This is a genomic window from Streptomyces sp. NBC_01508, from assembly GCF_045040315.1.
In the GTDB taxonomy this organism is placed as follows: domain Bacteria; phylum Actinomycetota; class Actinomycetes; order Streptomycetales; family Streptomycetaceae; genus Streptomyces.
This window is the reverse complement of the sequence record NZ_CP109419.1, coordinates 6,514,745-6,540,944: the sequence shown is the minus strand read 5'-3', so window position 1 is coordinate 6,540,944 and position 26,200 is coordinate 6,514,745. Positions and strand designations below refer to the sequence as shown.

Annotated in this window: 19 protein-coding genes and 2 pseudogenes; 5 read left to right on the top strand and 16 right to left on the bottom strand. The window is 69.3% G+C overall.

The genetic code is table 11. The features are described 5' to 3' along the window. Positions 1-9: 9 nt before the first annotated feature. Positions 10-3,555, bottom strand: a complete 3,546-nt coding sequence (gene dnaE / locus OG700_RS30230) for a DNA polymerase III subunit alpha (RefSeq protein WP_405619075.1) — start codon at positions 3,553-3,555, stop codon at positions 10-12. Positions 3,556-3,829: 274 nt separating this feature from the next. Here dnaE and OG700_RS30225 point away from each other — a divergent pair, with 274 nt between their 5' ends. The 3 genes from OG700_RS30225 to OG700_RS30215 all read left to right on the top strand — a co-directional run bounded on the left by OG700_RS30225 (position 3,830) and on the right by OG700_RS30215 (position 6,873). After that, positions 3,830-5,164 carry a DUF2252 domain-containing protein gene (locus OG700_RS30225; protein WP_405619073.1) on the top strand — a complete coding sequence of 445 codons (1,335 nt, stop codon included), beginning with the start codon at positions 3,830-3,832 and terminating at the stop codon, positions 5,162-5,164. A 94-nt stretch (positions 5,165-5,258) separates the two neighbouring features. Then, positions 5,259-5,951, top strand: coding sequence for a hypothetical protein (locus tag OG700_RS30220; protein ID WP_405619071.1), 693 nt, complete (start codon positions 5,259-5,261; stop codon positions 5,949-5,951). A gap of 106 nt (positions 5,952-6,057) precedes the next feature. Then, on the top strand, positions 6,058-6,873 hold the full coding sequence (locus tag OG700_RS30215) for a DsbA family protein (protein ID WP_405619069.1): 816 nt from the start codon (positions 6,058-6,060) through the stop codon (positions 6,871-6,873). A 66-nt stretch (positions 6,874-6,939) separates the two neighbouring features. Here the strand turns inward: OG700_RS30215 and OG700_RS30210 are convergent, their stop codons facing one another. Next, positions 6,940-7,521, bottom strand: a complete 582-nt coding sequence (locus OG700_RS30210; RefSeq protein WP_405619067.1) for a dienelactone hydrolase family protein — start codon at positions 7,519-7,521, stop codon at positions 6,940-6,942. 44 nt (positions 7,522-7,565) lie between these two features. Between OG700_RS30210 and OG700_RS30205 the strand changes: the two genes are divergently transcribed. Further along, on the top strand, positions 7,566-8,717 hold the full coding sequence (locus OG700_RS30205; protein ID WP_405619065.1) for a mechanosensitive ion channel family protein: 1,152 nt from the start codon (positions 7,566-7,568) through the stop codon (positions 8,715-8,717). 34 nt (positions 8,718-8,751) lie between these two features. Here OG700_RS30205 and OG700_RS30200 read toward each other — a convergent pair whose 3' ends face one another. From OG700_RS30200 to OG700_RS30175, 6 genes and pseudogenes are all read right to left on the bottom strand, one after another. Beyond that, positions 8,752-10,338 carry a Na+/H+ antiporter gene (locus tag OG700_RS30200; RefSeq protein ID WP_405619063.1) on the bottom strand — a complete coding sequence of 529 codons (1,587 nt, stop codon included), beginning with the start codon at positions 10,336-10,338 and terminating at the stop codon, positions 8,752-8,754. Between the two features lie 145 nt (positions 10,339-10,483). Continuing rightward, positions 10,484-11,368 (bottom strand): annotated as a pseudogene (locus OG700_RS30195) (glycoside hydrolase family 5 protein); the annotation flags it as partial. Between the two features lie 180 nt (positions 11,369-11,548). Then, positions 11,549-11,935, bottom strand: a pseudogene (locus tag OG700_RS30190) (GNAT family N-acetyltransferase); the annotation flags it as partial. A gap of 17 nt (positions 11,936-11,952) precedes the next feature. Continuing rightward, positions 11,953-12,897, bottom strand: coding sequence for an RluA family pseudouridine synthase (locus OG700_RS30185; protein ID WP_405619061.1), 945 nt, complete (start codon positions 12,895-12,897; stop codon positions 11,953-11,955). Between the two features lie 81 nt (positions 12,898-12,978). Beyond that, positions 12,979-13,539 (bottom strand): signal peptidase II, encoded by a 561-nt coding sequence (gene lspA, locus OG700_RS30180; RefSeq protein WP_405619059.1) that lies wholly within the window; start codon positions 13,537-13,539, stop codon positions 12,979-12,981. Between the two features lie 58 nt (positions 13,540-13,597). Beyond that, positions 13,598-14,398 (bottom strand): TraR/DksA family transcriptional regulator, encoded by an 801-nt coding sequence (locus OG700_RS30175; RefSeq protein WP_405619057.1) that lies wholly within the window; start codon positions 14,396-14,398, stop codon positions 13,598-13,600. Positions 14,399-15,028: 630 nt separating this feature from the next. On the opposite strand from OG700_RS30175, the gene ileS reads away from it, so the two are divergent. Beyond that, positions 15,029-18,178: an isoleucine--tRNA ligase gene (gene ileS / locus OG700_RS30170; protein ID WP_405619055.1), complete on the top strand. Its 3,150-nt coding sequence runs from the start codon at positions 15,029-15,031 to the stop codon at positions 18,176-18,178. A gap of 807 nt (positions 18,179-18,985) precedes the next feature. On the opposite strand, the gene OG700_RS30165 is transcribed toward ileS, so the two are convergent. The 8 genes from OG700_RS30165 to murG all read right to left on the bottom strand — a co-directional run bounded on the left by OG700_RS30165 (position 18,986) and on the right by murG (position 26,200). After that, the gene (locus OG700_RS30165; protein ID WP_405619053.1) at positions 18,986-20,182 is read right to left on the bottom strand and encodes a DivIVA domain-containing protein; all 1,197 of its coding nucleotides are present in this window, start codon (positions 20,180-20,182) and stop codon (positions 18,986-18,988) included. Positions 20,183-20,231: 49 nt separating this feature from the next. Beyond that, positions 20,232-20,528, bottom strand: a complete 297-nt coding sequence (locus OG700_RS30160; RefSeq protein WP_189107884.1) for a YggT family protein — start codon at positions 20,526-20,528, stop codon at positions 20,232-20,234. 68 nt (positions 20,529-20,596) lie between these two features. Continuing rightward, positions 20,597-21,214: a cell division protein SepF gene (locus tag OG700_RS30155; protein ID WP_405619051.1), complete on the bottom strand. Its 618-nt coding sequence runs from the start codon at positions 21,212-21,214 to the stop codon at positions 20,597-20,599. A 123-nt stretch (positions 21,215-21,337) separates the two neighbouring features. Then, complete coding sequence (locus OG700_RS30150; protein ID WP_405619049.1) at positions 21,338-22,057, bottom strand: YggS family pyridoxal phosphate-dependent enzyme; 720 nt, start codon at positions 22,055-22,057, stop codon at positions 21,338-21,340. Next, complete coding sequence (pgeF, locus tag OG700_RS30145) at positions 22,054-22,806, bottom strand: peptidoglycan editing factor PgeF (protein WP_405619047.1); 753 nt, start codon at positions 22,804-22,806, stop codon at positions 22,054-22,056. Before pgeF ends, OG700_RS30150 begins: the two co-directional genes overlap by 4 nt. Beyond that, positions 22,803-24,017, bottom strand: a complete 1,215-nt coding sequence (ftsZ, locus tag OG700_RS30140; protein ID WP_405619045.1) for a cell division protein FtsZ — start codon at positions 24,015-24,017, stop codon at positions 22,803-22,805. The genes pgeF and ftsZ overlap by 4 nt, the downstream gene beginning before the upstream one ends. Before the next feature lie 277 nt (positions 24,018-24,294). Continuing rightward, the gene (locus tag OG700_RS30135; RefSeq protein ID WP_405619043.1) at positions 24,295-25,092 is read right to left on the bottom strand and encodes a cell division protein FtsQ/DivIB; all 798 of its coding nucleotides are present in this window, start codon (positions 25,090-25,092) and stop codon (positions 24,295-24,297) included. Positions 25,093-25,105: 13 nt separating this feature from the next. After that, on the bottom strand, positions 25,106-26,200 hold the full coding sequence (gene murG, locus OG700_RS30130; RefSeq protein WP_405619041.1) for an undecaprenyldiphospho-muramoylpentapeptide beta-N-acetylglucosaminyltransferase: 1,095 nt from the start codon (positions 26,198-26,200) through the stop codon (positions 25,106-25,108).

The window sequence follows — 26,200 nt, the reverse complement described above, 5'->3', positions numbered from 1 at the left end:
CGACAGGGCCTATCCGGCCAGGCAGGACGGCCCGAGCAGCACCTTCAAGTCGCCGAAGAGCGCCGGGTCGGGCTGCACCCGGTGCCGGTCGAGCCGCAGGACGGTGGTCTTGCGCGCGCCCTGGAGTTTGATCCGCACCTCGGAGTTGCCCCGGTGGTGGCTCAGGATCTCGCCGAGCCGACTGACCATGGGCGGGGTGAGCTTCACGGTGGGGATGGTGATGGTGACCGGCGCGTTGGTCCCGGCCGACGACAGGTCGGGGACCTGGAGTTCCATCGCGACGAGGCGCGGGATGTCCTCGCGCTTGTCGAGCCGGCCCTTGACGAACACGACGGTGTCCTCGACCAGTTGGGTGGAGACCAGCTGATACGTCGCGGGGAAGAACATGCACTCGATCGAGCCCGCCAGGTCCTCCACGGTGGCGATCGCCCACGCGTTGCCCTGCTTGGTCATCTTCCGCTGGAGGCCGGAGATGATGCCGCCGATCGTGACCACCGCGCCGTCGGCGTGCTCTCCCCCGGTGAGCTGCGAGATCGCCGCGTCGGACTTGTCGGACAGGACGTGCTCGATACCGAAGAGCGGGTGGTCGGAGACGTACAGGCCGAGCATCTCCCGCTCCTGCGCGAGCAGATACGACTTGTCCCACTCGATGTCGGAGAATTCCACGTCGAGCCCGAAGCCCGGCTCGGAGGAGGCGTCGTCGCTGTCGCCCATGCCGCCGAAGAGGTCGAACTGCCCCTCCGCCTCTTTTCGTTTGACCTGCACCACGTTGTCGATCATCGGCTCGTGGTGGGCCACCAGACCCTTGCGGGTGTGACCCATCTCGTCGAAGGCGCCCGCCTTGATGAGCGATTCGACGGTGCGCTTGTTGCAGACGACCGCCTCGACCTTGTCGAGGAAGTCGGGGAACGTCGCGTACTTCCCCTTCGCCTTGCGCGACCGGATGATCGAATCCACCACGTTCGTACCGACGTTGCGGACCGCCGTCAGCCCGAACAGAATCACGTCGTCACCCTGCGCGGCGAAATTCGCCACCGACTCGTTCACATTCGGCGGCAGCACCTTGATGCCCATCCTGCGGCACTCGTTGAGATAGACCGCCGACTTGTCCTTGTCGTCCTTAACCGAGGTCAGCAGCGCCGCCATGTACTCGGCGGGGTAATTCGCCTTGAGATACGCCGTCCAGTAGGTGACGAGGCCGTACGCGGAGGAGTGCGCCTTGTTGAACGCGTATCCCGCGAACGGGACCAGCACGTCCCACAGCGCCTTGATGGCCTCGTCCGAGAAGTTGTTCTTCTTCGCACCGGCCTGGAACAGGACGAAATTCTTCGCCAGTTCGTCGGCCTTCTTCTTGCCCATCACGCGGCGGAGGATGTCCGCCTCGCCCAGTGAGTAACCGGCGATGATCTGCGCGGCCTTCTGCACCTGCTCCTGATACACGATCAGGCCGTGGGTCAGACCGAGAACCTCCTTGAGAGGCTCCTCCAACTCCGGGTGGATCGGGGTGATCTCCTGCTGCCCGTTCTTGCGCAGCGCGTAGTTCGTGTGCGAGTTCATGCCCATCGGGCCCGGCCGGTACAGGGCCGAGACGGCGGAAATGTCCTCGAAGTTGTCGGGCTTCATCAGCCGCAGCAGCGAGCGCATCGGGCCGCCGTCGAACTGGAAGACGCCGAGCGTGTCACCGCGGCACAGCAGTTCGTACGTCGTGGGGTCGTCCAGCGGAAGCCCCAGCAGGTCGAGATCGATTCCCTTGTTGGCCTTCACCATCTTGACGGCGTCGTCCATGATGGTCAGATTTCGCAGACCCAGGAAGTCCATCTTCAGCAGGCCGAGCGACTCGCACTGCGGGTAGTCCCACTGCGTGATCGTGACGCCGTCGGAGTGCCTGACCCAGACCGGCACATGATCGGTGATCGTCTCGCTGGACATGATCACGCCGGCCGCGTGCACACCCATCTGCCGCACCAGGCCCTCGACACCCTTTGCCGTGTCGATGACCTTCTTCACATCCGGCTCGTTCTCGTACATCCCCCGGATCTCGCCCGCCTCGCTGTAGCGCGGGTGCTTGGGGTCGGTGATGCCGTTGAGGTCGATGCCCTTGCCGAGGACGTCCGCCGGCATCGCCTTCGTGAGCCGGTCACCCATCGCGTACGGGTAACCCAGCACACGCGCCGAGTCCTTGATGGCGTTCTTCGCCTTGATCTTTCCGTACGTCCCGATCATGGCGACCTTGTCGGCGCCGTACTTCTCCGTCACGTACCGGATGACCTCACCGCGCCGACGCTCGTCGAAGTCGATGTCGACATCCGGCATGGAGATGCGCTCGGGGTTGAGGAACCGCTCGAAGATCAGGCCGTGTTCGATCGGGTCGAGGTCGGTGATGCCCATCGCGTACGAGACGATCGAACCGGCCGCGGAACCTCGGCCGGGGCCGACGGCGATACCGTTGTTCTTGGCCCACATGATGAAGTCCGCGACAACCAGGAAGTACCCCGGGAACCCCATCTCGATGATGATGCCCATCTCGTACTCGACCTGCTTCTGGCGGTCCTCCGGGATGCCGTTGGGGAAACGCCTGGCCATCCCCCGCATGGTCTCCTCGCGGAACCAGGTGATCTCGGTGAAGCCGTCGGGGATGTCGAACTTCGGCATCAGGTTCCGTTCCTGGAACCAGCCCTCCGTGTCGATCTGCTGCGCCACGAGAAGGGTGTTCGCGCACCCCTCCTGCCACGCGTCCGACGAATCGACCGCGTACATCTCGTCCGTCGACTTCAGGTAATAACCCGTCCCGTCGAAACGGAACCGGTCCGGATCCGACAGGTTCTTACCCGTCTGAATACAGAGAAGGGCGTCGTGCGCCGTCGCCTCGTTCGCATACGTGTAATGCGAGTCGTTCGTCACCAGCGGCGGGATCCCCAGCTTCTTCCCCACCTCCAGCAACCCGTCCCGCACCCGGCGCTCGATCTCGATCCCGTGATCCATCAACTCCAGGAAATACCGGTCCTTACCGAAAATGTCCTGGTAGTCCGAAGCCGCCTGCACCGCCTCGTCGAACTGCCCCAGCCGCAGCCTGGTCTGCAACTCACCCGACGGACACCCCGTCGACGCGATCAAACCCTCCGACCACTTCGCGATCGTCTCCCGGTCCATCCGCGGCCACTTCGTCAGCCACCCTTCCGCATAGGCGTCCGACGACAACCGGAACAGATTGTGCAACCCCGTCTTGTTCGCCGCCCAGATCGTCTTGTGCGTATAACCACCCGAACCCGAGACGTCATCACGCTTCTGATGCGGCTGCCCCCACTGCACCTTCCGCTTGTTGCGCCGCGACTCCGGCGCCACATACGCCTCGATACCGATGATCGGCGTCACATTCGCCTTCTTCGCCTGATGGAAGAAGTCGTACGCACCATGGAGATTCCCGTGGTCCGTCATCGCGATATGAGACATCCCCATCTCATTGCACGCCTTGAACATGTCCCCCAACCGCGCCGCGCCGTCCAGCAGCGAGTACTGAGTGTGGACGTGCAGGTGCGTGAACGGCGGCTTGGTCACGGCTGAGGCCTCCAGCGAAACGAGCGGACGAGCGAGGGCTGCCCTGGGGGGGGACAGCGTCGAAGTCTACGACCGCCCACTGACAATCCGAGCGACGTCCAGCCATCGTGCGGGCGAGGCCGGAGCGGGCCGCGCGAACCTCCGGGGCGACCGGCGCCGGACGGGCACGCACCGGTACCTTCGTGCGTTGCCAGTACTGACGGCGCCGTCGCCCGAGGCGGGTGGCGTGTCGGTCCGTCCGCCCATTTTCGTCATGCCCCAGGAGGCACCACCGATGTCGGTCCCGCGCCCGGTCGAAGCCGCTGACCAGCAGCGAGGGGAGGAGATCCTCGCCGTGTTCGGCACCGCCTTCGGCGAGCTGCTCGCCGCAGATCCGGCGGCCTTCCAGGTCAAATTCCGCAAGATGGCCGCCTCCGCCTTCGCCTTCTACCGAGGCACGGCGTGCCTGTTCTACAGCGACCTGGCGCGCGAGCGGCACGGCGGCCCGTATCTGGACGAGCGCACCGGCCGGGTGTGGATCCACGGCGATCTGCACGCCGAGAACTTCGGCACGTACATGGACGCGAACGGCAGGCTGATCTTCAACGTCAACGACTTCGACGAGGCCTATGTAGGACCGTTCACCTGGGACCTCAAGCGCCTGGCCGCCTCCCTGGCGCTGATCGGCTACACGAAGGCCCTCAGCGACGACCAGATCAGCGACCTGGTGCGGACCTACGCGGCCGCCTACCGCGAGCGGATCCACGCGCTGGCCACGGGCGCGAAGAACGACGAGGTGCCGCCGTTCACGCTGGACACGGCGACCGGCCCGCTGCTCGACGCGCTGCGCGACGCCCGCTCCCTGACCCGCTTCGCACTGCTCGACTCGATGACCGAGATCCGTGACTTCGAGCGCCGCTTCGCGCCGGGCGGCGGCTCCATCGAGCTGGACGCGGCCACCCGCTACAAGGTCCTGGCGGCCTTCGACGGCTATCTGGAGACCCTGCCGGAATCCAGCCTGACCCGCCCCGACTCGTACCGGGTGAAGGACGTGGTGGGGCGGCGCGGCATCGGTATCGGCTCGGCGGGCCTGCCCTCGTACAACATCCTTCTGGAGGGCAACAGCGACGCCCTGGAGAACGATGTGGTGATCTACCTCAAGCAGGCACAGACCCCCGCCGTCTCCCGGCACATCACCGACGAGCAGGTGCGCGGGTACTTCCAGCACGAGGGCCACCGCACCGTGATCTCGCAGCGCGCGCTCCAGGCGCACGCCGACCCGTGGCTCGGCTGGACCGAGCTGGACGGCGCGGGCCAGCTGGTCGCGGAGGTCTCCCCGTACGCGGTCGATCTCGACTGGTCGGATCTCGACGACCCGGCCGAGATCGCCGCCGTCGTCGCCGACCTCGGCCGGGCGACGGCCACGATGCACGGAGCGGCGGACGACGAGAGCGGCCACTCGCTGGTGCCCTTCTCCACGGAGCGGGCCATCGACGCGGCGATCGCGGCCGACGAGGAGGGCTTCCCGGAACTGCTGGTGGAGTTCGCCCACAGTTACGGGGCACGGGCCCGCGCGGACCACCAGATCTTCGTGGACCTCTTCCGCAACGGGGAGCTGGGCGGCGGCTGACCCGCCCGGCCCGCCCGCGGCCCCGGCCTGATCCGACCGGTGCCGCGGGGTCCTTAAGGACCCCTTACAGGCTCTCGTGGCACACTCGGCGACGATGGACATATCGGCGGCACGGCTCAGAGCGCTGCGGGCGGCACTGTTCACGGCACTGGCCGTGACGCTGTCCGCCGGCTCCCATGTGCTGCTGTCACAGGCCCCGCTGCCCCTGTCCGTCGTCGCCGTCCTGTGCGCGGTCGTGTTCCCGGTCTCCTACGCCCTCGCCGGCCGCGAGCGGGGCTTCTGGCGCATCGCGGCCCTGCTCGTCCCGCTGGAGCTGGCCGCGGACACCATCTTCACCACCGGCCAGAACATCTGTTACGGCCCCGCGGGCGGACCGGTCGCCGGATCGCTGCGCTCCGTCGGCTTCGACGTCCTGTGCGGCGGCGCCTTCGGCGCTCCGCTGCCGGGCGTCTCCTCGGTCGCCTCGCCGCAGAGCGCGGCGGCCACCCTGCTGGGCTCCCCCGATCCCGCGCTCCCATGGCTGCTTCTCGCCACGCATGTCGCGATCGGTCTGCTCGCCGCACTCTGGCTGCGCCGGGGCGAGGCCGCGCTGGCGCGGCTGCTGCGGGCGGTCGCCGGATTCGCCTTCCGCCCGCTGCTGGTCGCGGTCGCCGTGGCCGGCACGGTCCGGCGTACCGTACGGCGCTTCCCGCGCCCCGCCGACCGCCCGAGTGCGTCCCGTACGCGCCTGTTCGCCCACTCCGTCGGACGACGGGGACCACCGCTCCCGGCCCTTCTCCCGGCCTGAGCACGACGACGGGCGGCCACTTCCGGCCGCTGTCGGTCCCCCGCGCAGCAGCGCACCTGTCACCGCGCCTGCGCGTCTCGTTCGACCCCACACGGAGTGACCCACCATGAGCGCACGCAACAGCAACGCCAACAAGGCAGCCGCCCGCGAGCGGCTGCGCGAGGAGCGCGAGCGGCAGGCGAGGAAGGACCGGGCCCGCCGCCAGGTCATCGTCGCCGGATCCACCGTCGCGATCCTGGCGATCGCCGGGGGCGTCGGCTTCGCCGTCGTCCAGGCGAACAAGCCCTCGCACTGGGAGGCGGCCAGGGACTCGAAGACCGTCACCGCCCCGAAGAACACCTCCGGCGCGAACGGCACGACCGTCGTCATCGGCAAGCCGGAGGCGAAGAAGACGCTGGAGCTCTACGAGGACTCCCGCTGCCCGATCTGCGCGACCTTCGAGCAGCAGGTCGGTGCCACGATCCAGAAGGACGTCGACGCGGGCAAGTACAAGGTCAAATTCATCGGCGCGACGTTCCTCGACAACACGGACAACGGGGAGGGCTCGAAGAACGCGCTGTCCGCGCTGGGCGCCGCGCTCGACGTGAGCCCGGAGGCGTTCACGGCGTACAAGGCCGCGCTCTACTCGGAGCGGAACCACCCTGCGGAGAGCGACGACACGTTCGCCGACGACAGCGCCCTGATCAAGATCGCCGACTCGGTGGACGCGCTGAAGGGGAACGCGGCGTTCCAGAAGAACGTCGAGAGCGGCACCTTCGACGCCTGGGCGATGAAGATGTCGGCCACGTTCGACAGCAGCAGCGTGGAGGGCACCCCCACACTCCGGATGGACGGCAAGAAGGTCACCTCGGCGGGCAGCGACAACGCCCCGCTCACGGCCCCCGAGTACACGGCGGCCATCGCCAAGGCCCTCGCGGGATGACGGCGCGCGGTTGCGGCGGCACGACAGGCCGCCGCAACCGCGGCTCAACCACCGACTCCCGTACGGCTACGGCCTGTCGGCCAGCGAATCGATGAAGGCCAGCCCGGTGCGCCAGGTCTGCTCGGCGGCCGGCTCGTCGTGGTCCGGGAGGTCCGGGTCCGTGTAGAGGTGCCCGACGCCCCGGTACCGGTAGATCTCCACGTCCGCCCCGATCTCCCGCATCCGCAGATACCAGGCGGTCAGCCAGTCGTGCGGCTCGGACACGTCCGGGTCGGCGACATGCAGCTGTACGGGCAGGTCGTCCACCGCCGCGTTCGCCGCGATGTCCGACGTGCCGTGCATCAGCAGCAGCCCGCGGGCCTTCGAGTCGCCCAGCGCCAGCGTCTGCGCGACCGACCCGCCGAAGGAGAATCCCGCGTACACCAGACCGCGTTCCGAGTACGGCGCGGCGGCCAGGACGGCGCGCCTGAGCAGTTCGTCGGAGCCGATCTTCTCCTGGAGCGCCCTGCCCTCCTCGGCGGTCCCGACGGTTTGCCCCTCGAAGAGGTCGGGCACGTGCACGTGGTGTCCGGCAGCGCGGAGCCGTTCGGCCCCCGCGTGCACCGCCGGGCGGAGCCCGTAGACCGAATGAAAGAGAACGACGTCCATCCGCCCATCCTGCCAGGTGGGCACCCTCGTCCGAATCCGGAGCCATGGAGAATCCACTGCGCCCGTTGACCGTGCTCGGTGGCGCGGTCGTCCTGACACTGCTGCTCGGCTGGGTCGTCGACCTGATGCTGCGCCGCGCCGACGCCCGGCACCCGGAGACCCCGCTGTGGGGGCTGCTGCGGCGCTGCCGGCTGCCGCTCCAGGTCGTCCTCCTCACCGCCCTGCTGCGCGCCACGTACCGCGAGACCGGGTGGTGGGTCGTGGAGAACCACCAGTCCGGTATCGGTCAGTTGCTGACGCTGGTGCTGATCGGCGCCGGTGCCTGGCTGATCGTGCGTATCGCGTCGGCCGCCGTGGAGTCGACGTACGCCCGCTACGCGACGTCGGCCCGCGACCGGGCGAAGCTCCGCCGGGTCCGTACGCAGGTGACACTCATCATGCGGATCGTGACGGCGGTGGTCATCGTGGTGGCGGTCGCGGCGATCCTGCTCACGTTCCCCAGCATGCGGACGATCGGTACGTCGATGCTGGCCTCCGCGGGCATCATCGGCATCGTCGCCGGTGTCGCGGCGCAGTCCACGCTCGGCAATCTCTTCGCCGGCTTCCAGATCGCCTTCGGCGACATGGTGCGGATCGGCGACACGGTCGTGGTGGACGGCGAGTGGGGTGTCGTCGAGGAGGTGACGCTCACGTTCCTGGCGGTACGGACGTGGGACGAGCGCCGGATCACGATGCCGGTGTCGTACTTCACCAGCAAGCCGTTCGAGAACTGGTCGCGCGGCGGTGTCCAGATGACCGGCACGGTCTTCCTCCAGCTCGACCACGCGGCGCCGGTGAAGCTGATGCGCGAGAAGCTGCACGAGATCCTTCAGGAGTGCGCGGCCTGGGACGGCCGGGACTGGAGTCTGGCCGTCACCGACACCACCCCGAGCACCATCGAGGTGCGGGCCGTCGTCACGGCGAAGGACGCCGACGACATCTGGACGGCGCGCTGTGCCGTACGGGAGCAGCTGATCGCGTGGCTGGCGGACGAGCATCCGTACGCGCTGCCGCGGATCGCGACCACCCGGGCGGCGGTGCGCCCGCCCGCCGAGGGTCGCAACGGCGCCGCCGTGGGGTACGCCGGAGCGCACCACGAACCCGATCCGGCGGTGACCGAGAACGCCGGCGGCGACCCGCGGACCGGACGCGGCTGACGGACACCGGGGGCGTGGCCGCCTGCGCCTGCGCTCAGCGCATGCTGCGTACGTCCAGATATCTGAGCACCCGGTCCACGACCTCCGGGTTCGCGTTCGGCTCACTGCGCGCCGCCAGGACCTCGTGCCGGGCCGCCGACATCATCTCGCGCTGGATCCGCTGCAAGGTCTTGACCCGTTGGCTGCGCTTGGCGAACCAGTCGCGCCGCTCGTCGTCGACCACGTCCGGACTGATCCGCGCCCCGATGTCGAACGCCCCCCGCGCCAGGCGCTCGCTCAGCTCCTCGGGCAGATCTTCGACCTCTTCGATCTCCTTCAGGCGGTGCTTGGCGGCACGGGCGGCGCGTACGGCCAGCTCGTGCTCGAACCCGCGCTCGGCGTCGATGTCGGCGCGTACGCCGAGGCGTCCGACCAGCCACGGCAGGGTGAGCCCCTGGAAGACGAGCGTCGTCATGATGACGGCGAAGGCGATGAAGATGATCTCCTCACGGCCGGGGAAGGGCGTCCCGTCGTCGGTCTCCAGCGGGATGGCCAGCGCCAGCGCGACCGAGGCGACTCCGCGCATCCCGGCCCACCACATGATGACGGTCTCGCGCCAGCTGACCGGGATCTCCTCGTCGTAGTCCCGGAGTCTGTGCAGCCGCTTGGTAACCCACACGGCGGGCAGCAGCCACAGCAGCCGTACGCCGACGACGACCCCGACGACCGCGGCCGACCAGCCGAGCGTCTGCGCCAGGTGGCCGTCCGCGCTGCCGAAGGCGTTGTGCAGTTCGAGCCCGATGAGGCCGAAGGCGATGCCCGTGACGAGGATGTCGACGACCTCCCAGAAGGTGTTCCCGGCGAGCCGTCCCATCACGTCGTCGGCGTCGGCCGTGTGTTCGGCGAGGAACAGCGCGGTGGTCAGGACGGCGAGGACGCCGGAGCCGTGCAGCTCCTCCGCGAGTACGTAGCTGACGAACGGCACCAGCAGGCTCAGGCCGACCTGGAGCGGCGCGTCGCCGAGCAGCGCCATGAGCTTGTTGGAGAGCCAGGCGAGCGCGACGCCCACGGCGACCGCGACGACGGCGGAGAGCACCAGCGTCCCGGCCGCGCTCGGCCAGGAGAAGCTGCCGCTGACCACCGCGGCGATGGCGACGTGGTAGAGCACGATCGCCGTCACGTCGTTGAACAGCCCCTCGCCCTCCAGGATGGAGACGAGCCGCCGGGGCAGTCCCAGGGATCCGGCGACGGCGGTCGCGGCGACCGGGTCGGGCGGTGCGACGAGCGCGCCGAGGACGAACGCGGCGGCGAGCGGCAGTCCGGGGACGACGGAGTTGGCCACGGTCGCCACCGCCGCCATCGTGACGAAGACCAGCGCCACGGCGAGCAGGAAGATCGGCCGCAGATTGGCGGTGAACTGCCGCCAGGAGGTGCGCTGTACGGCCGCGTACAGCAGGGGCGGCAGCAGCAGCGGAAGGATGAACTCCGGCGGTACGTCGACGTTCGGTACGAACGGCAGCAGCGCCAGGACGATCCCGAGGAGGGTCATCAGCACGGGCGACGGCAGATTGAGCCGCTCCCCGAGCGGCACCGTCACGACGGCGCCCAGCAACAGCACGAGCAGCAGCGCCAACTGGGCCACGGTGCGCCCTCCGAGAGTCGTGGGCCCTGACGATCAAGGCCTCTCAACCCTGCCACGCGCGCCCGCGATTCCCGCCGAGGCGCTGCTCCTCGCGGCCCGCTTCCGGACCGCGAGGAGACGTTTCGGCGCTGAGTCGCGGTGACCGCTACTCGCGGATCCGGTCCCGGATCCAGACCCCGGCCTCCTTGAGCACGCCGGTGCCCGAGAACGTCCCGGCGTCGCAGGAGCCTTCCTTGAAGACGGCCCCGGAGCGGTTGTCGTCGGAGTAGTTCCAGTTGGTCCAGGAGATGTTCTCGCGCTTCATCAGGTCGAGGAAGCGCTGCGACTGGCCGAAGTCGTCGGCGCCCTCGCCCGCGTAGTTCTGGGTGCCGAACTCGGTGACGAAGACGGGCAGTTCGTCCGACGCCCGGTCGAGCGCCACCAGGTACTCGTCCCGGTGCGACGCCGCGTAGAAGTGGAAGGTGTACATGATGTTGGAGGCGTTGACGGGGTTGTTCACGACCTCCCGCTCGTCGGCTCCGTCGGAGACCCCGAGCGAGGACCAGGCACGGGTGCCGACGAGCACGACGGCGTCGGGGTCCTGGGCCCGGATGACGGGAATGATCTTCTCGGCGTACGACTTGATGGTCGCCCAGCTCACGCCGGACGGCTCGTTGGCGATCTCGTAGAGGACGCCGGGGTTGTCCTTGTACTTCTTCGCCATGGCGGTGAAGAAGGTCTTCGCCCGTTCGAGGTTGAAGTTGGGGTCACCGGGGCTGAGCATGTGCCAGTCGATCACGGCGTACATCCCGCGCCGGTGCGCGCCGTCCACGAACTTCTGGGCGAGGGAGGTGTAGCGCTGCGGGTCGCTCTCGTAGCCGCCTTCCTGTACGTACGTGGAGACGCGCAGCACGTCAGCCCGCCACTCGTTCGCGAGGACGTCGAGCGAGCCGTCGGTGACGCACTGGGAGTACCACTGGGTGCCGTGCGTGCTCATGCCGCGCAACTGGACGGCCTGGCGCTTGCTGTTGCAGAGCTGTGTGCCGCAGACCTAGGGCGTGTTGCGAAAGTAGCGCCGTCCGCCCGAAGGGCGGGGCCGACGGCGTCTGGTGCGTGCGATCGCAAGGCGGAGGATCGTGCTCGTACTGGGCGTACTTGGATGATTCCGACAACGCGGCGAGTGTGCGTGCCAGGCGTCGTCGGCCGGGCGGGACTTTCGCAACACGCCCTAGAACCCCAGCGCCCGCGTCTGCGCGTGCAGATCCACCACGAGGAGCCCACGCTCCCGCGCCGGCCTCTCGACGGCGCGCACCAGCGCGACACCGATCCCGAGGCCGCGCGCCTCCTCGACCACCGCGAGCCGGCCGAGCGAACCGACCGCCGGATCACCGCCGGTCCGGTCCGCGGCCTGCGGACCGTAGAGCAGCCTCGCCGTACCGAGCGGCAGCCCGTCGTCCCGCACCGCGAGCAGATGCGCGGCGGCCGCGTCCAACGCGTCGTGGGAATCGAACTCCAGGTCGGCGGGAACCTGTTGCTCCGTGACGAACACCCGCCCGCGGACCGCGAAGCACGCCTCACGGTCGGCCGCGCCGGTGGCGGGCCGGATCTCGTACGCCACCCCGGCCGACCCCGCGCTCACGCGTTGCTCTCGGCCCGCACCTTGTCCAGCGCGCTCTGCAGATCGTCCGGATACGTGCTCTCGAACTCCACCCACCGGCCGTCCGACGGGTGCTCGAAGCCCAGCCTCATCGCGTGCAGCCACTGCCGGGTCAGCCCCAGCCGCTTGGCCAGCGTCGGATCGGCGCCGTACGTCAGGTCCCCCACGCACGGGTGCCGGTGGGCCGCCATGTGCACCCGGATCTGGTGCGTACGGCCCGTCTCCAGCTTGATGTCCAGCAGCGAGGCGGAGCGGAAGGCCTCGATCAGGTCGTAGTGCGTGATCGACGGCTTGCCCTCGGCGGTCACGGCGAACTTGTAGTCGTGGTTCGGATGCCGCCCGATGGGCGCGTCGATGGTGCCGCTCATCGGGTCCGGATGCCCCTGCACCAGCGCGTGGTAGCGCTTGTCGACGATCCGCTCCTTGAACTGCGCCTTGAGCGAGGTGTACGCGCGCTCCGACTTGGCCACGGCCATCAGTCCGGACGTACCGACGTCCAGCCGGTGCACGACGCCCTGCCGCTCGGCCGCACCGGAGGTGGAGACGCGGTAGCCGGCGGCGGCCAGTCCGCCGATGACGGTCGTGCCCGTCCAGCCGGGGCTCGGGTGCGCGGCCACGCCGACCGGCTTCACGACCACGACGATGTCGTCGTCGTCGTACACGATCTCCATGCCCTCGACCGGCTCGGCCACGACGCGCACCGGGGCGGCGGGCTCGGGCATCTCCACTTCCAGCCAGGCGCCGCCGCGCACCCGTTCGGACTTGGCGACCACGGCCCCGTCGACCTGCACCTTCCCGGCGGCGGCCAGCTCGGCCGCCTTCGTACGGGAGAACCCGAACATCCGGGCGATGGCGGCGTCGACGCGCTCGCCCTCAAGGCCATCGGGAACGGGCAGGGTGCGGATATCGGGAACAGTACTCACCCGTCGAGTATGCCTTGCCCGCACCGCTTGACCGCCCACGGACAGCGCGCACGGCCCCCGGACAGGCCCCTGGGGAGGGTGTCAGTCGCGGTGGACGGTCCCGTCGGGGTCGAGACCGCGGAAGGACAGGATCACGATCAGGAAGCCGCCGCAGACGATCGCGGTGTCGGCGAGGTTGAACACCGCGAAGTTCGCCGGCGCGATGAAGTCCACGACAGCGCCCTTGAACACACCCGGCTCACGGAAGATCCGGTCGGTGAGATTGCCGAGCGCCCCGCCGAGCAGCAGACCGAGCGCGAAGGCCCACGGCCCGCTGTAGAGCTTGCGGGCCAGTCGCGCGATCACCACGATCACCGTCGCCGCGACGAACGTGAAGAAGACGGTGTACGCCTCGCCGATGCCGAACGCGGCGCCCGCGTTGCGGACCGCCTCGAACTTCAGCAGGTCACCGATGACCTGGATGGGCTCGTGGTGCTCCAGCTTCGCCACCACGAGCATCTTGCTGCCGAGGTCGAGCAGGTAGGCCACCAGCGCCACGGAGAAGAGCGCGACGATCTTGCGCTTTCCCCGGACCGGCTCGGCGGGAGCCGCGCCCTCGTCGTCAACATCCGGCGTACCGATGACGCGCTCCGCCTCTGCCACGTGAGTCCCTCAAATTAGATCCCGATTAGGGTCGAGGGTACGGCACACATGTGCGGTCTCAGCCGCGCCTTTCCTGCTTCTGCTTGTCCTCGACACAGAGCGTGGCCCGCGGAAACGCCTGCATCCTGGCCTTGCCGATGGGCTTGCCGCAGACCTCGCAGAGGCCGTACGTACCGGCGTCGAGGCGCAGCAGTGCCCGCTCCGTCTGCTCCACCATCTCGCGGGCGTTCGCGGCGAGGGACATCTCGTGCTCCCGCGTGATGTTCTTCGTGCCGGTGTCGGCGTCGTCGTCGCCCGCGCCGTCGCCGGAGTCGCGCATCAGCCCGGCGAGCGCCTGCTCGGACGACGAGATCTCGGCGTTCAGCCGGGCCGCCTCGCTCTCCAGGACGGACCGCGCCTCGGCGACCTCCCGCTCCGTCCACGGATCCTCGCCGGGCCGTACGGCGAGTTCCCCGGGGTGTGTGGCGCCGCGCGCCGGGGGCACCGCGGTCGCCGTGCCACCCGTGGCCGCCGCCGGCCCCTTACCCGCTGTCTTCTTCGCTGCCACCGTCTTGGCTCCCGTCTGTTCCGCGGCCTCGGCCGCCCCCTCGGCCGCGGACGCGGCCTTTTTCGCGGCCTTCTTGGCGGCGGCCTTCTTGGGAGGCGCCGTCTTCTTGGCCGCGGTCTTCTTCGCAGGTGCCTGGTGCTCCGGCTGGGCCGCGGCGGTCTCCTCCGCGGCCGGTGTGTTCGTCGCCGGTGTCTCTCGCTCCGGTGCGTTCGTCGCCGACGTCTTCTCGGCAGCGGCCTTCTTGGTCGCTGACTTCTTCACAGCCGCTTTCTTGGCCGCTGTCTTCTTCGCGGCGGTCTTCTTCGCCACCATGCCGCGGCCCCTTCACATTTTGTGATCTTGCACGCGAGTCGTGCTGGGACGATAAATCGACACCAGCCACGCGGCAACGGGGCACGCCGCCGGTGAGACCCACCTCCGCCGGTGACAAGGCGAGCCTCCATCGGTTGTGCCCAGCTCCCCGCCGGGTAATCCGCCGCACGGGCCGCTCGGAGCGCTCGGGGAAGTCCGCGGGCGCCGCCGGACCATTCGGGTCAGCGGCAGGGCCGTACGCCGCACAGGCCCCCTCCCAGCCGGGAACGCACCCCGGAACGCACCCCGGGGGCCGCCTTCCCGCCCCGGAAAACCGGTCGGCCGCGCCTGTCACGGCCCCGTACACTGTGCCGAGCGAGAGGCGTGGATGGGGACGAGTAGCTCCGAGAGCGGCCATGAGCGACCCGGGGACGGTGCGAGCCCGGGGGCAGAGCGCGGCGTGAAGCATCACCCCGGAGCCGCCGGAAGAAAGCCCTGGCCGTACGCGGGGTGAGTAGACCCGGCAGCGCGACCCCAATGAGGGGGCCGAGGGCGGCGACGCCCGGGGCCAAGGAGGGTGGTACCGCGGGAGCCGAAGGCTCTCGTCCCTCCGACGGAGATGCCGCAGATCCGTTGGAGGAGTTCCAGCCCATGACGCCACCGCAGTACAGCCAGGTGCCCGCCCAGGTCGACCTGCCCGCCCTTGAGCACGCGATCCTCGACTTCTGGCGTGAGAACAAGGTCTTCGACAAGACCCTGGCGCAGTCCGAGGGCCGCCCCGAGTGGGTCTTCTACGAAGGCCCGCCCACCGCCAACGGCATGCCCGGCGCCCATCACATCGAGGCCCGCGTCTTCAAGGACGTCTTCCCGCGCTTCCGTACGATGCGCGGCTACCACGTCGCCCGCAAGGCCGGCTGGGACTGTCACGGCCTGCCCGTGGAGCTGGCCGTCGAGAAGGAGCTGGGCTTCTCCGGCAAGCAGGACATCGAGGCGTACGGCATCGCGGAGTTCAACGAGAAGTGCCGCGAGTCGGTGACCCGGCACACCGACGCCTTCGCCGAGCTGACGACCCGCATGGGCTACTGGGTCGATCTGGACGAGGCGTACTGGACGATGAACCCGGAGTACACCGACTCCGTATGGTGGTCGCTGAAGGAGATCTTCAACAAGGGCCTGCTGGTCCAGGACCACCGCGTCGCCCCCTGGTGCCCGCGCTGCGGCACGGGTCTCTCGGACCACGAGCTGGCGCAGGGGTACGAGACGATCGTCGACCCGTCCGTCTTCGTCCGCTTCCCGCTGACCTCCGGTCCGCTGGCGGGCGACGCCGCGCTGCTGATCTGGACGACCACGCCCTGGACCCTGGTGTCCAACACGGCGGTCGCCGCGCACCCCGACGTCACGTACGTCGTCGCGACGAACGGCACGGAGAAGCTCGTCGTCGCCGAACCTCTGGTGGAGAAGGCGCTCGGCGAGGACGGCTGGGAGCTGACCGGTGAGCGGTTCACCGGCCGTGAGATGGAGCGCTGGACGTACGAGCGCCCGTTCTCACTGGTCGCCTTCCCGGAGGGCTCCCAGGCGCACTACGTCGTCAACGCGGAGTACGTGACGACGGAGGACGGTACGGGTCTGGTCCACCAGTCCCCCGCGTTCGGCGCGGACGACCTGGTGGTCTGCAAGGCGTACGGCATGCCGGTCGTCAACCCGGTCCGCCCCGACGGCACGTTCGAGGAGGACGTGCCGCTGGTCGGCGGCGTCTTCTTCAAGAAGGCCGACGAAGCGCTCACCCCCGATCTGGACGCCCGCGGACTGCTGTTCCGTCATGTGCCGTACGAGCACAGCTATCCGCACTGCTGGCGCTGCCACACGGCGCTGCTGTACTACGCGCAGCCGTCGTGGTACATCCGTACGACCGCCGTCAAGGAGCGCCTCCTTGAGGAGAACGAGAAGACCAACTGGTTCCCGGATTCGGTCAAGAACGGCCGCTACGGCGACTGGCTGAACAACAACGTCGACTGGGCGCTGTCCCGCAACCGCTACTGGGGCACACCGCTGCCGATCTGGCGCTGCGAGGACGACCACCTGACGTGCGTGGGCTCGCGGGCCGAGCTGTCCGAACTGACCGGCGAGGACCAGTCGTCGCTCGACCCGCACCGTCCGTTCATCGACGCGGTCACCTTCCCGTGCCCGACCTGCCGGGCGACGGCGACGCGCGTGCCCGAGGTCATCGACGCCTGGTACGACGCCGGTTCGATGCCGTTCGCGCAGTGGGGGTATCCGTACAAGAACAAGGACCTCTTCGAGAAGCGCTACCCGGCGCAGTTCATCTCGGAGGCCATCGACCAGACGCGTGGCTGGTTCTACACGCTGATGGCCGTCGGCACCCTCGTCTTCGACAAGTCGAGCTATGAGAACGTGGTCTGTCTCGGTCACATCCTGGCCGAGGACGGCCGCAAGATGTCCAAGCACCTGGGCAACATCCTCCAGCCGATCCCGCTGATGGACCGCCACGGCGCGGACGCGGTGCGGTGGTTCATGGCGGCGGGCGGCTCGCCGTGGTCGGCGCGGCTGCTCGGCGACACGACGATCCAGGAGGTCGTCCGCAAGACGCTGCTGACGTACTGGAACACGGTCGCCTTCCAGGCGCTGTACGCGCGCACGTCCGGCTGGGCGCCGTCCGGGGCCGACCCCGCGCCGGCCGACCGGCCGGTCCTCGACCGCTGGCTGCTGAGCGAGTTGAACGCGCTGATCGACCAGAGCACGGAGGCGATGGACGCGTACGACACGCAGCGGGTCGGCAAGCTGCTGTCGGCGTTCGTCGACGACCTGTCCAACTGGTACGTACGCCGCTCGCGCCGCCGCTTCTGGCAGGGCGACAAGGCGGCCCTCCGCACGCTCCACGAGGTCGTCGAGACGGTCACCCGGCTGATGGCCCCCCTCACCCCGTTCATCACGGAGCGGGTCTGGCAGGACATGATCGTCCCGGTCACGCCCGACGCGCCGGAGTCGGTACACCTCTCGACCTGGCCCGAGGCGGACCTGTCGGCGATCGACCCCGCGCTGTCCCGGCAGATGACGCTGGTACGGCGGCTGGTCGAGCTGGGCCGCGCGACACGGGCCGAGTCGGGCGTCAAGACGCGCCAGCCGCTGTCCCGCGCGCTGGTGGCCGCGACGGGCTTCGAGACGCTGTCGCCCGAACTGCGTGCGCAGATCACGGAGGAGCTGAACGTCTCCTCGCTGGCGGCGCTTTCGGATGTCGGCGGCTCGCTGATCGACACGACGGCGAAGGCGAACTTCCGGGCGCTGGGCAAGCGGTTCGGCAAGGGCGTCCAGGCGGTCGCGAAGGCGGTCGCCGACGCGGACGCCGCGGCGCTGTCCGCGGCGCTGCGTGACGGCGGCACGGTGTCGGTCACGGTCGACGGCGAGCCGGTCTCGCTCGCACCGGACGAGGTGATCATCACGGAGACCCCCCGCGAAGGCTGGTCGGTCGCGTCCGACTCGGGCGCGACGGTGGCCCTCGACCTGGAGATCACCCCGGAACTGCGCCTGGCGGGCCTGGCCCGCGACGCGATCCGCCTGATCCAGGAGGCCCGCAAGAACAGCGGCCTGGACGTCGCGGACCGCATCGCCGTCCGCTGGACGGCCACGACGGACGAGACCCGCGCGGCACTGTCGACCCACACGTCCCTGATCTCGGACGAAGTCCTGGCCCTGACCTTCGAGTCGGGCTCCCCGGACCCGACATACGGCCCCGCGTTCACCGACGAGTCCCTGTCGCTGACGTTCTACCTGCGCAAGGCGTGACGAACGGGGCGGGGAGGGGGCCACTGCGCGGAGCGCCCCCCTCCCCGCCCCTTCCCGAAACCGGGTGCGGCCCCCGGCCCCCCAACAGCGCGCGGCGACGGCTCGGCCGCCACTCCCGGGTTACGCCTGTGGTCAGGAGAACATGGGTGCTTGCCCCTGCGCGGCCGGTTGGGCGCCCGCCCCCCGGGCTCCTGTGCCGAGTGGGCAGTTAGGGTCTCTCGTTTGGATCTTGCCGGGCTCGCGGTCCCTGGCACCGCGCCTCGCCGCGTTGACGGCGGAAGGGCAGGCACGGCTCCCGCCATGCCTCCCTCCTCCGCCTCGCGATCCACGGCACCAGACCCCGCTCCCTCATCCGGCCTGATCCAAACGAAAGACCCTAGCCGCTGTGCGTACGACGACGCCCTCACGTGCCTGTGAGTCGGCGTACGGCGCCGGTCCTTGCCCCGGACCACCCTCGGCGCCGGCGCGCCGGGGGTCACGGAGCCGACCGCCGACTGCCCAGGGCAAGGCCCAACGGGGGCGCAGCGGCCAACGGTCACGCCCACCCCCACAGGCAAGTGCCACCAGAGGGCCGCAGGCCACGCGTCCCAACCACCGCACAGCGGGCGGCAATCACGCCCCGGCCCGCCAGGGCCGAGGGCGGAGCAGGCCCCGGCAGTCCGGGGGGCGCCGCCCCCGGTTTCGGGAAGGGGCGGGGAGGGGACCCGGCACCGCGCAAGCGGAAAAGGGCCGGGCCCGGGGTGTGAACCCCGGGCCCGGCCCTTCAGCCTGCCGACGGCTGTGCGCGACTCGCGCGCCGCACGCCCGTCAGTTGTCGTCCTCGTCGATGAGGAACCCGCGCATCGGCGACGGAGCCTGCTGCATCGGCTGCGGCGCCTGCGGCCGGACCGGTGCCATCGGCTGGGTCATCGCCGGGGACATCTGCTGCTGGTTCCCGTACGACGGCCCGCCCGACGACGGTCCGTGCCCGCCGCCCATGGACGGGTTGCCGCCCATGGTGTGTCCCATCGCGCCCGCACCGGCCGGCGCCATGGACGGCGACGGCGGCAGTGAGGCCGCGGCCGGCGTACGCGGCGGGGCCAGCGAATCGTCGGCCTGGGTCTCCAGTTGACGCAACTGGCTCTCCAGGTAGGACTTCAGCCGCGTCCGGTACTCGCGCTCGAAGCCGCGCAGGTCTTCGACCTTGCGCTCCAGCGTCGCGCGTGCGGACTCCAGGGAGCCCATCGCCACACGGTGCTTCTCCTGCGCGTCCCGCTCAAGGGCGTCCGCCTTCGCACGGGCGTCCCGCTCCAGACCCTCCGCGCGGCTGCGCGCCTCGCCGACGATCTTGTTGGCCTCGGAACGGGCCTCCGCGATCGCCTGGTCGGCGGTCTGCTGGGCGAGGGAGAGCACACGCGCGGCGCTGTCGCCGCCGGGGCCGCCCTGGCCGGGCTGCGGGCCGTGCCCCATGGGGCCGCCCATCGGTCCACCCATGGGTCCGCCCTGCATCTGCTGGCCGCCCTGCATCTGGCCCTGCATCGGACCACCCTGCATCTGGCCCTGCATGGGGCCGCCCTGCATGGGGCCGGGACCGTGCTGACCCTGCGGGCCGGGACCGTGGCCGGGGTGTCCACCCGGGCCGGGGCCGTGTCCGCCGGGGCCGTGTCCGCCGGGGCCGGCGGGAAGCTGCGGGGGCCCACCGGGCAGTTGGGGCTGACCCATCTGCGGGGGCTGCTGCTGCTGAACCGGGGGTCCCGATATGGCGGCGGGAACAGGCGCACCCGGCCTGTCCTGCTGCTCGGGCGGCTTGCGCATCCCCTGCTGCTGTTGCTGCTGCTGGTTCTGCGCGGCGGCACGCGTCGCGGCGGCCAGCTTGGCGCGCAGATCCTCGTTCTCGCGAAGCAGGCGCGTCAGTTCGGCCTCGACCTCGTCTAGGAAGGCATCGACCTCGTCCTCGTCGTAGCCTTCTCGGAGGCGGACGGTCGTGAACTGCTTGTTCCGCACGTCCTCGGGGGTCAACGGCATCTCTTCTTCACCTCTACGTAGTCGTCGGCAGTCGGCAAGACCGTATCGTTCACATTCCCCTCGCAAGGCCGCTGACGACCGAGATGAGGATGTACACGATGATCATCAGAACGAAGAAGGACAGGTCGAGTGCCACGCCCCCGAGACGCAGCGGCGGAATGAACCGCCGCAGAAGCTTGAGCGGTGGATCGGTGACAGTGTAGGTGGCCTCCAGAACGACCACCATTGCCTTGCCGGGCTGCCATGAGCGGGCGAATTGGAAGACGTAATCCATGACCAGCCGGAAGATCAGCACGATGAGGAAGCACACCAGCGCGATGTAGACCACCTGTAGCGCAACGCTCATTCCGCGCTTCCCTCTCCCCTGGCTTCTCTGGTCCGGCCTCGCGGCCGGGTCGTTCCCGTGCTCTTGTCTCAGCTCTGGTTGAAGAACCCGCCCTCTGCGATACGGGCCTTGTCCTCCGCCGTGACGTCGACGTTAGCAGGCGACAACAGGAACACCTTCTGCGTCACTCGCTCAATGCTGCCATGGAGACCGAAGACAAGTCCCGCGGCAAAGTCGACAAGTCGCTTCGCGTCGGTGTCGTCCATCTCCGTCAGATTCATGATCACCGGGGTGCCTTCACGGAAGTGTTCCCCGATGGTACGGGCCTCGTTGTAGGTCCGCGGGTGCAGTGTGGTGATGCGGTACGGCTCTCGCTCGGACACGACCTTGGGCATGATCACTGGCGCGTTCTTCTCCAGGTTGGGGCGTTCAGGTGTGATGGATGCCACGGGGGCGATTCGGGCAGGACGTCCGCTTTCTGCCGCTACCGACACCGGCTGACGCTCCCGTTCACGCTGCGGAGGCGGCTGCACCACTCGTACTGGTTCGTCCCGTTCGACCTGGTGCACCGGCTGGTGGCGCCGGTGTTCACGCTCGGGTTCGGGCTCGGGTTCGAAGTCGTCATCGGGGTCGAAGCCCCGGCCGTCGTACCCATCGTCCTCCACGAGGCCGAGGTAGACCGCCATCTTGCGCATCGCGCCGGCCATGCTCTGAGTCCTCCGCTCTGTGGTGGATCGGCCTCGTCACCAAGTGCCCTCGATCCACTGGGTCATCCACCGTTCGGCGGAAATGACCATATTTTCTGCTGTGGTCCGACTTGCTTCGCGACGTTACCCGAGCCGGGGGCGGACTCCGAGTACCGCCGTACCGACGCGCACATGTGTCGCTCCGGCCGCCACGGCTGCTTCGAGGTCCGCACTCATCCCTGCTGACACCATGTTGGCAGCAGGATGGTCCGCGCGCAGCAGGGATGACAATTCCATCAGTCGCCCGAACGCCGCCTGTTGGCGTTCGGCGTACGGCCCGGCGAGCGGCGCGACGGTCATGAGACCGTCCAGCCGCAGTCCCGGCGCCTCGGCCACGGCCGCGGCCAACTCCCCGATTCCGTCCGGGGCGACGCCGCCGCGTTCACCGCGCGCACCCGAGTCGGCGTCAAGCGCGACCTGGATCAGGGCGCCGAGTTCGCGGTCCGCGCGCACCGCGGCTGCGGACAGCGCCGAGACGAGCCTGAGCCGGTCGACAGACTGCACAACATTGGCGTAACCGACCACGGAACGGACTTTGTTGGTCTGCAACTGACCCACGAAGTGCCACGTCAGCGACAGATCCGCGCACGCGGCGGCCTTGGGCGCCGCGTCCTGGTCCCGGTTCTCGGCGACGTGCCGCACACCGAGTTCGCTCAACAGCCGGACGTCACTCGCGGGGTAGGTCTTGGTGACCACGATCAGGGTCACTTCGTCCCGGTTCCGCCCGGCCGCCGCGCAGGCGGCGGCGATACGCGTCTCCACCTTGTGAAGATTTTCGGCGAGTTCACTCGCGCGGTCCGTCATGACGCTCCCAGCCAGACATATCCGGCGAGCCGTCCGGTGGTGCGGTCGCGGCGGTACGAGAAATGGTCCGTCGATTCGAGGGTGCAGATCTCCGAGCGGTGCCGGTTACCGACCCCGAGTGCGGCGAGCTGCGCGTGCACCCCGGCGACGATGTCGACGGCGGGGGTGCCCCAACTCGTCTCGGCCCAGGACTCCGGTACGGCTTCGGCGACTTCGGCCCGCATGACTTCGGGGACCTCATAACAGCGTCCGCAGACGGCGGGTCCGGTCCGGGCGGTGATCCGGGAGGGCTCGGCGCCCCGTTCGACCATCGCCCCGACGACAGCCGGAACGACTCCCGCGAGAAGTCCGGGGCGGCCGGCGTGCGCGGCGGCGGCGACCGATGCCACCGGGTCGGCCAGCAGGACCGGGACGCAGTCGGCGGTGAGTACGGCGAGTGCGAGCCCGGGGCGCGTGGTGACCACGGCGTCGACCGCCGGGATCGGGTCCGACTCGTGCGGCCCCCAGGGTTCTTCGACGACGGCGACGTCATGGCCGTGCACCTGGTTCATCCAGACGACTCGCGCCGCGTCGAGCCCGAGGGATTCGGCGGCGATGGTCCGGTTGGCGCGTACGGCGGCGGGGTCGTCGCCGACCGCGCCGCCGAGGTTGAGCTGCTCGTACGGAGCGGCGCTCACCCCGCCCCACCGGTCGGTGAAGGCGAAATGGGCGCCGCTCGTAGAGGTCAACGCGTCGTGCTGTCCTATCACTTCAAGAAGTCCGGAACATCCAGCTCTTCGGCCTGGGTGTCCTGGTACGGACGGGCCGGCGGGACGTGCGGCGGCGAAACCGGCGGCAGGGACTTCTCGTTGACGGCCGGAGCCGGCTCGGGGGCGGGCGCCTCGTCGCGCGAGGGGACCGTGCCGAGTCCGCCGGAGGGGCGGCCCGAGTCGGACTCGGGGGCGGAGGGGCGGTACGACGGCTGGTCGTCCCGCTTGGCCGAGGTGAGTCCGGTCTCGCGCCGGGTCGGCGGCTGTCCGCCGTCGAAGCCGGCCGCGATCACGGTGACCCGTACCTCGTCACCGAGGGCGTCGTCGATGACCGCGCCGAAGATGATGTTGGCCTCGGGGTGCGCGGCCTCGCTCACCAGTTGCGCGGCCTCGTTGATCTCGAAGAGACCGAGGTCGGAGCCGCCGGAGATGGAGAGCAGCACGCCGCGTGCGCCGTCGATGGACGCTTCGAGGAGCGGCGAGGAGATCGCCATCTCCGCGGCGGCCACCGCGCGGTCGTCGCCGCGCGCCGAGCCGATTCCCATGAGGGCCGATCCGGCCTCGGACATCACGGACTTGACGTCGGCGAAGTCGAGGTTGATCAGACCCGGCGTGGTGATGAGGTCGGTGATGCCCTGGACACCCGAGAGCAGTACCTGGTCCGCGGACTTGAACGCGTCCAGGACGCTGACCTGACGGTCCGAGATGGACAGCAGGCGGTCGTTGGGGATGACGATGAGGGTGTCGACCTCTTCGCGGAGTTCGGCGATGCCGTCCTCCGCCTGGTTCGCGCGCCGCCGTCCCTCGAAGGTGAAGGGGCGGGTGACGACGCCGATGGTGAGGGCGCCGAGCGAGCGGGCGATGTTGGCGACGACAGGAGCGCCGCCGGTGCCGGTTCCACCGCCTTCGCCGGCGGTGACGAAGACCATGTCGGCCCCCTTGAGGACCTCCTCGATCTCCTCGCGGTGGTCCTCTGCCGCCTTGCGGCCGACTGCCGGGTTCGCTCCGGCGCCGAGGCCACGGGTGAGTTCACGGCCGACGTCGAGCTTGACGTCGGCGTCGCTCATCAACAGGGCTTGTGCGTCGGTGTTGATCGCGATGAACTCGACGCCCTTGAGGCCGACCTCGATCATTCGGTTGATGGCATTGACACCACCGCCGCCGACACCGATGACCTTGATGACTGCGAGGTAGTTCTGCGGTGCTGCCACGTCGAAGGCCTCTCGCCTCGAGTTACGTGTCGCCGCTTCGCTGTTGTGCGCGAGGCGGACGACTGATGCCGATGGGACGGTCCGGACGCCGACCCGAACCCTAACCTTGAAGTTTAGGGTTACCAGAGTGTCTGCTTCTTGGACTCTTCCGAACAGGACACTAAGTCGACACGTGGCGCACGTTCAACGAACACGCCGAACCTCCCGTTTTTCTTTTCACCCTATGTGATCACGCACAGGGCTGACCAACCAGGGTGCTGGTCAGCACATATACGCGTCAACTCCCTGATACGGAAGGGGCGGTGGGCGCACTCACATCGAAGTGCGCCGCCTTCGGAACTGCTTTCATGAGAGCGGTGAGAGCCCGCGCCTTCGCGGCGCCGTCCTCGCCGCTCCCCCACATCACCGTGCGCCCGCCGCTCAACTCCAGTGAGACGGAGTCGTACGAACGGACCTTCACGACCCTGGTGTCCTCGGCGACTTTGCCGGGAAGTTCGTCCCGGACGCGTACCGCTTCGGTCATCAGACGGCTGGTGGTGAAGCGTCGCACACTCGGGGACTGATCCACCGTCAATTCCAGCAGTGGTACGCCCTTCGGGGCCTTCTCGACAGTGGCGAAACGCACGCCCTTCGCGTCCACTTCGATGAAGTTTGCGCCCTTTTCGATAAGCAGCGCGGGCTTTCGCTCCGTCACTTTCAGACCGATGCCGTTCGGCCATGACCGGACGACATCCACCGAGTCGATACGCGGCAGCTTCTGCCGAAGTCGACGCTCAATCGCTTCCGTGTCGACGGAAATCAGCGGACCGGAGATCGGAACTGCCGCTACTGCTTCCACCTCGGTGGGCTTCAGCACCTCAAGTCCCGAAGTCCTCACCTGCTCGACCCGCAGCCATGGTGAGCCGTAAAGCAGCCAGATACCTCCCGCGCAGAGCACGATCGCGGAAGTGAGAAGAAGCAGAAAGCGACGTCCGGGAAGCCGGAACCGGCGGGCCGGGGACCGGCCCGAACGGGCGCGGCCGGATTCCGACTCGGTGCCTACCGCGCCTCGCTCGGCGGTCGTCGGTCCGGCCACTGCCCCTGCCTCCCTATGCCTGACGGCGCGCGGCGACCGCCTCGTACACCATGCCGACGAGCAGCTCGTCCGCGTCCCTGCGGCCGAACTCGGCAGCCGCGCGGGACATCTCGTACAGCCGGTGCGGATCGGACAGCACCGGCAGCACATGGCCCTGGACCCATTCGGGCGTCAGTTCGGCGTCGTCGACCAGCAGTCCGCCGCCCGCCTTCACCACCGGCTGGGCGTTGAGCCGCTGTTCACCGTTGCCGACGGGCAGCGGTACGTAGGCGGCCGGGAGCCCGACGGCGGAGAGTTCGGCGACGGTCATCGCGCCGGCGCGGCAGAGCATCATGTCCGCCGCCGCGTAGGCGAGATCCATCCGGTCCACATACGGTACCGGGATGTACGGCGGCATTCCCGGCATGTTGTCCACACGCGGCATTTCATTCTTCGGTCCGACCGCGTGCAGGATCTGGATCCCGGAGCGCTGGAGCAGCGGCGCGGCCTGCTGGACCACCTCGTTGAGCCTGCGGGCGCCCTGCGAGCCGCCGGAGACCAGCAGCGTCGGCAGGTTGGGGTCGAGCCCGAAGGCGGCGCGCGCCTCGGGTCGCATCCGGGCCCGGTCGAGGGTGGCGATGGTGCGGCGCAGCGGGATGCCGATGTAACGGGCGCCGCGCAGCTTGCTGTCCGGGGTGGAGACGGCGACGGCCGCCGCGTAGCGCGAACCGATCTTGTTGGCGAGGCCGGGGCGGGCGTTGGCCTCGTGCACGACGATCGGCACCCCGAGCCGCTTGGCGGCGAGATAGCCGGGCAGCGCGACGTAGCCGCCGAAGCCGACGACGCAGTCCGCCTTCGTACGGTCCAGGATCTGCTCGGCCGCCTTGATGGTGCCGCGCAGCCGGCCGGGGACGGTGATCAGTTCAGGGGTGGGTTTGCGCGGCAGCGGGACGGCGGGGATGAGCGCCAGTTCGTACCCCCGCTCGGGTACCAGCCTGGTTTCGAGTCCGCGCTCCGTGCCGAGGGCCGTGATCCCCACGGTGGGGTCCTGCCTCCGCAGGGCGTCCGCGAGGGCGAGCGCGGGCTCGATGTGGCCGGCGGTCCCCCCACCGGCGAGTACGACATGCAC

Bases quoted from the DNA above. Each gene is read 5' to 3' on its own strand.
- OG700_RS30225 (WP_405619073.1), top strand. From the start codon at position 3,830: ATGTCGGTCCCGCGCCCGGTCGAAGCCGCTGACCAGCAGCGAGGGGAG.
- OG700_RS30220 (WP_405619071.1), top strand. From the start codon at position 5,259: ATGGACATATCGGCGGCACGGCTCAGAGCGCTGCGGGCGGCACTGTTC.
- OG700_RS30215 (WP_405619069.1), top strand. From the start codon at position 6,058: ATGAGCGCACGCAACAGCAACGCCAACAAGGCAGCCGCCCGCGAGCGG.
- OG700_RS30210 (WP_405619067.1), bottom strand. From the start codon at position 7,521: ATGGACGTCGTTCTCTTTCATTCGGTCTACGGGCTCCGCCCGGCGGTG.
- OG700_RS30205 (WP_405619065.1), top strand. From the start codon at position 7,566: ATGGAGAATCCACTGCGCCCGTTGACCGTGCTCGGTGGCGCGGTCGTC.
- OG700_RS30175 (WP_405619057.1), bottom strand. From the start codon at position 14,398: ATGGTGGCGAAGAAGACCGCCGCGAAGAAGACAGCGGCCAAGAAAGCG.
- ileS (WP_405619055.1), top strand. From the start codon at position 15,029: ATGACGCCACCGCAGTACAGCCAGGTGCCCGCCCAGGTCGACCTGCCC.
- OG700_RS30165 (WP_405619053.1), bottom strand. From the start codon at position 20,182: ATGCCGTTGACCCCCGAGGACGTGCGGAACAAGCAGTTCACGACCGTC.
- OG700_RS30160 (WP_189107884.1), bottom strand. From the start codon at position 20,528: ATGAGCGTTGCGCTACAGGTGGTCTACATCGCGCTGGTGTGCTTCCTC.
- OG700_RS30155 (WP_405619051.1), bottom strand. From the start codon at position 21,214: ATGGCCGGCGCGATGCGCAAGATGGCGGTCTACCTCGGCCTCGTGGAG.
- OG700_RS30150 (WP_405619049.1), bottom strand. From the start codon at position 22,057: ATGACGGACCGCGCGAGTGAACTCGCCGAAAATCTTCACAAGGTGGAG.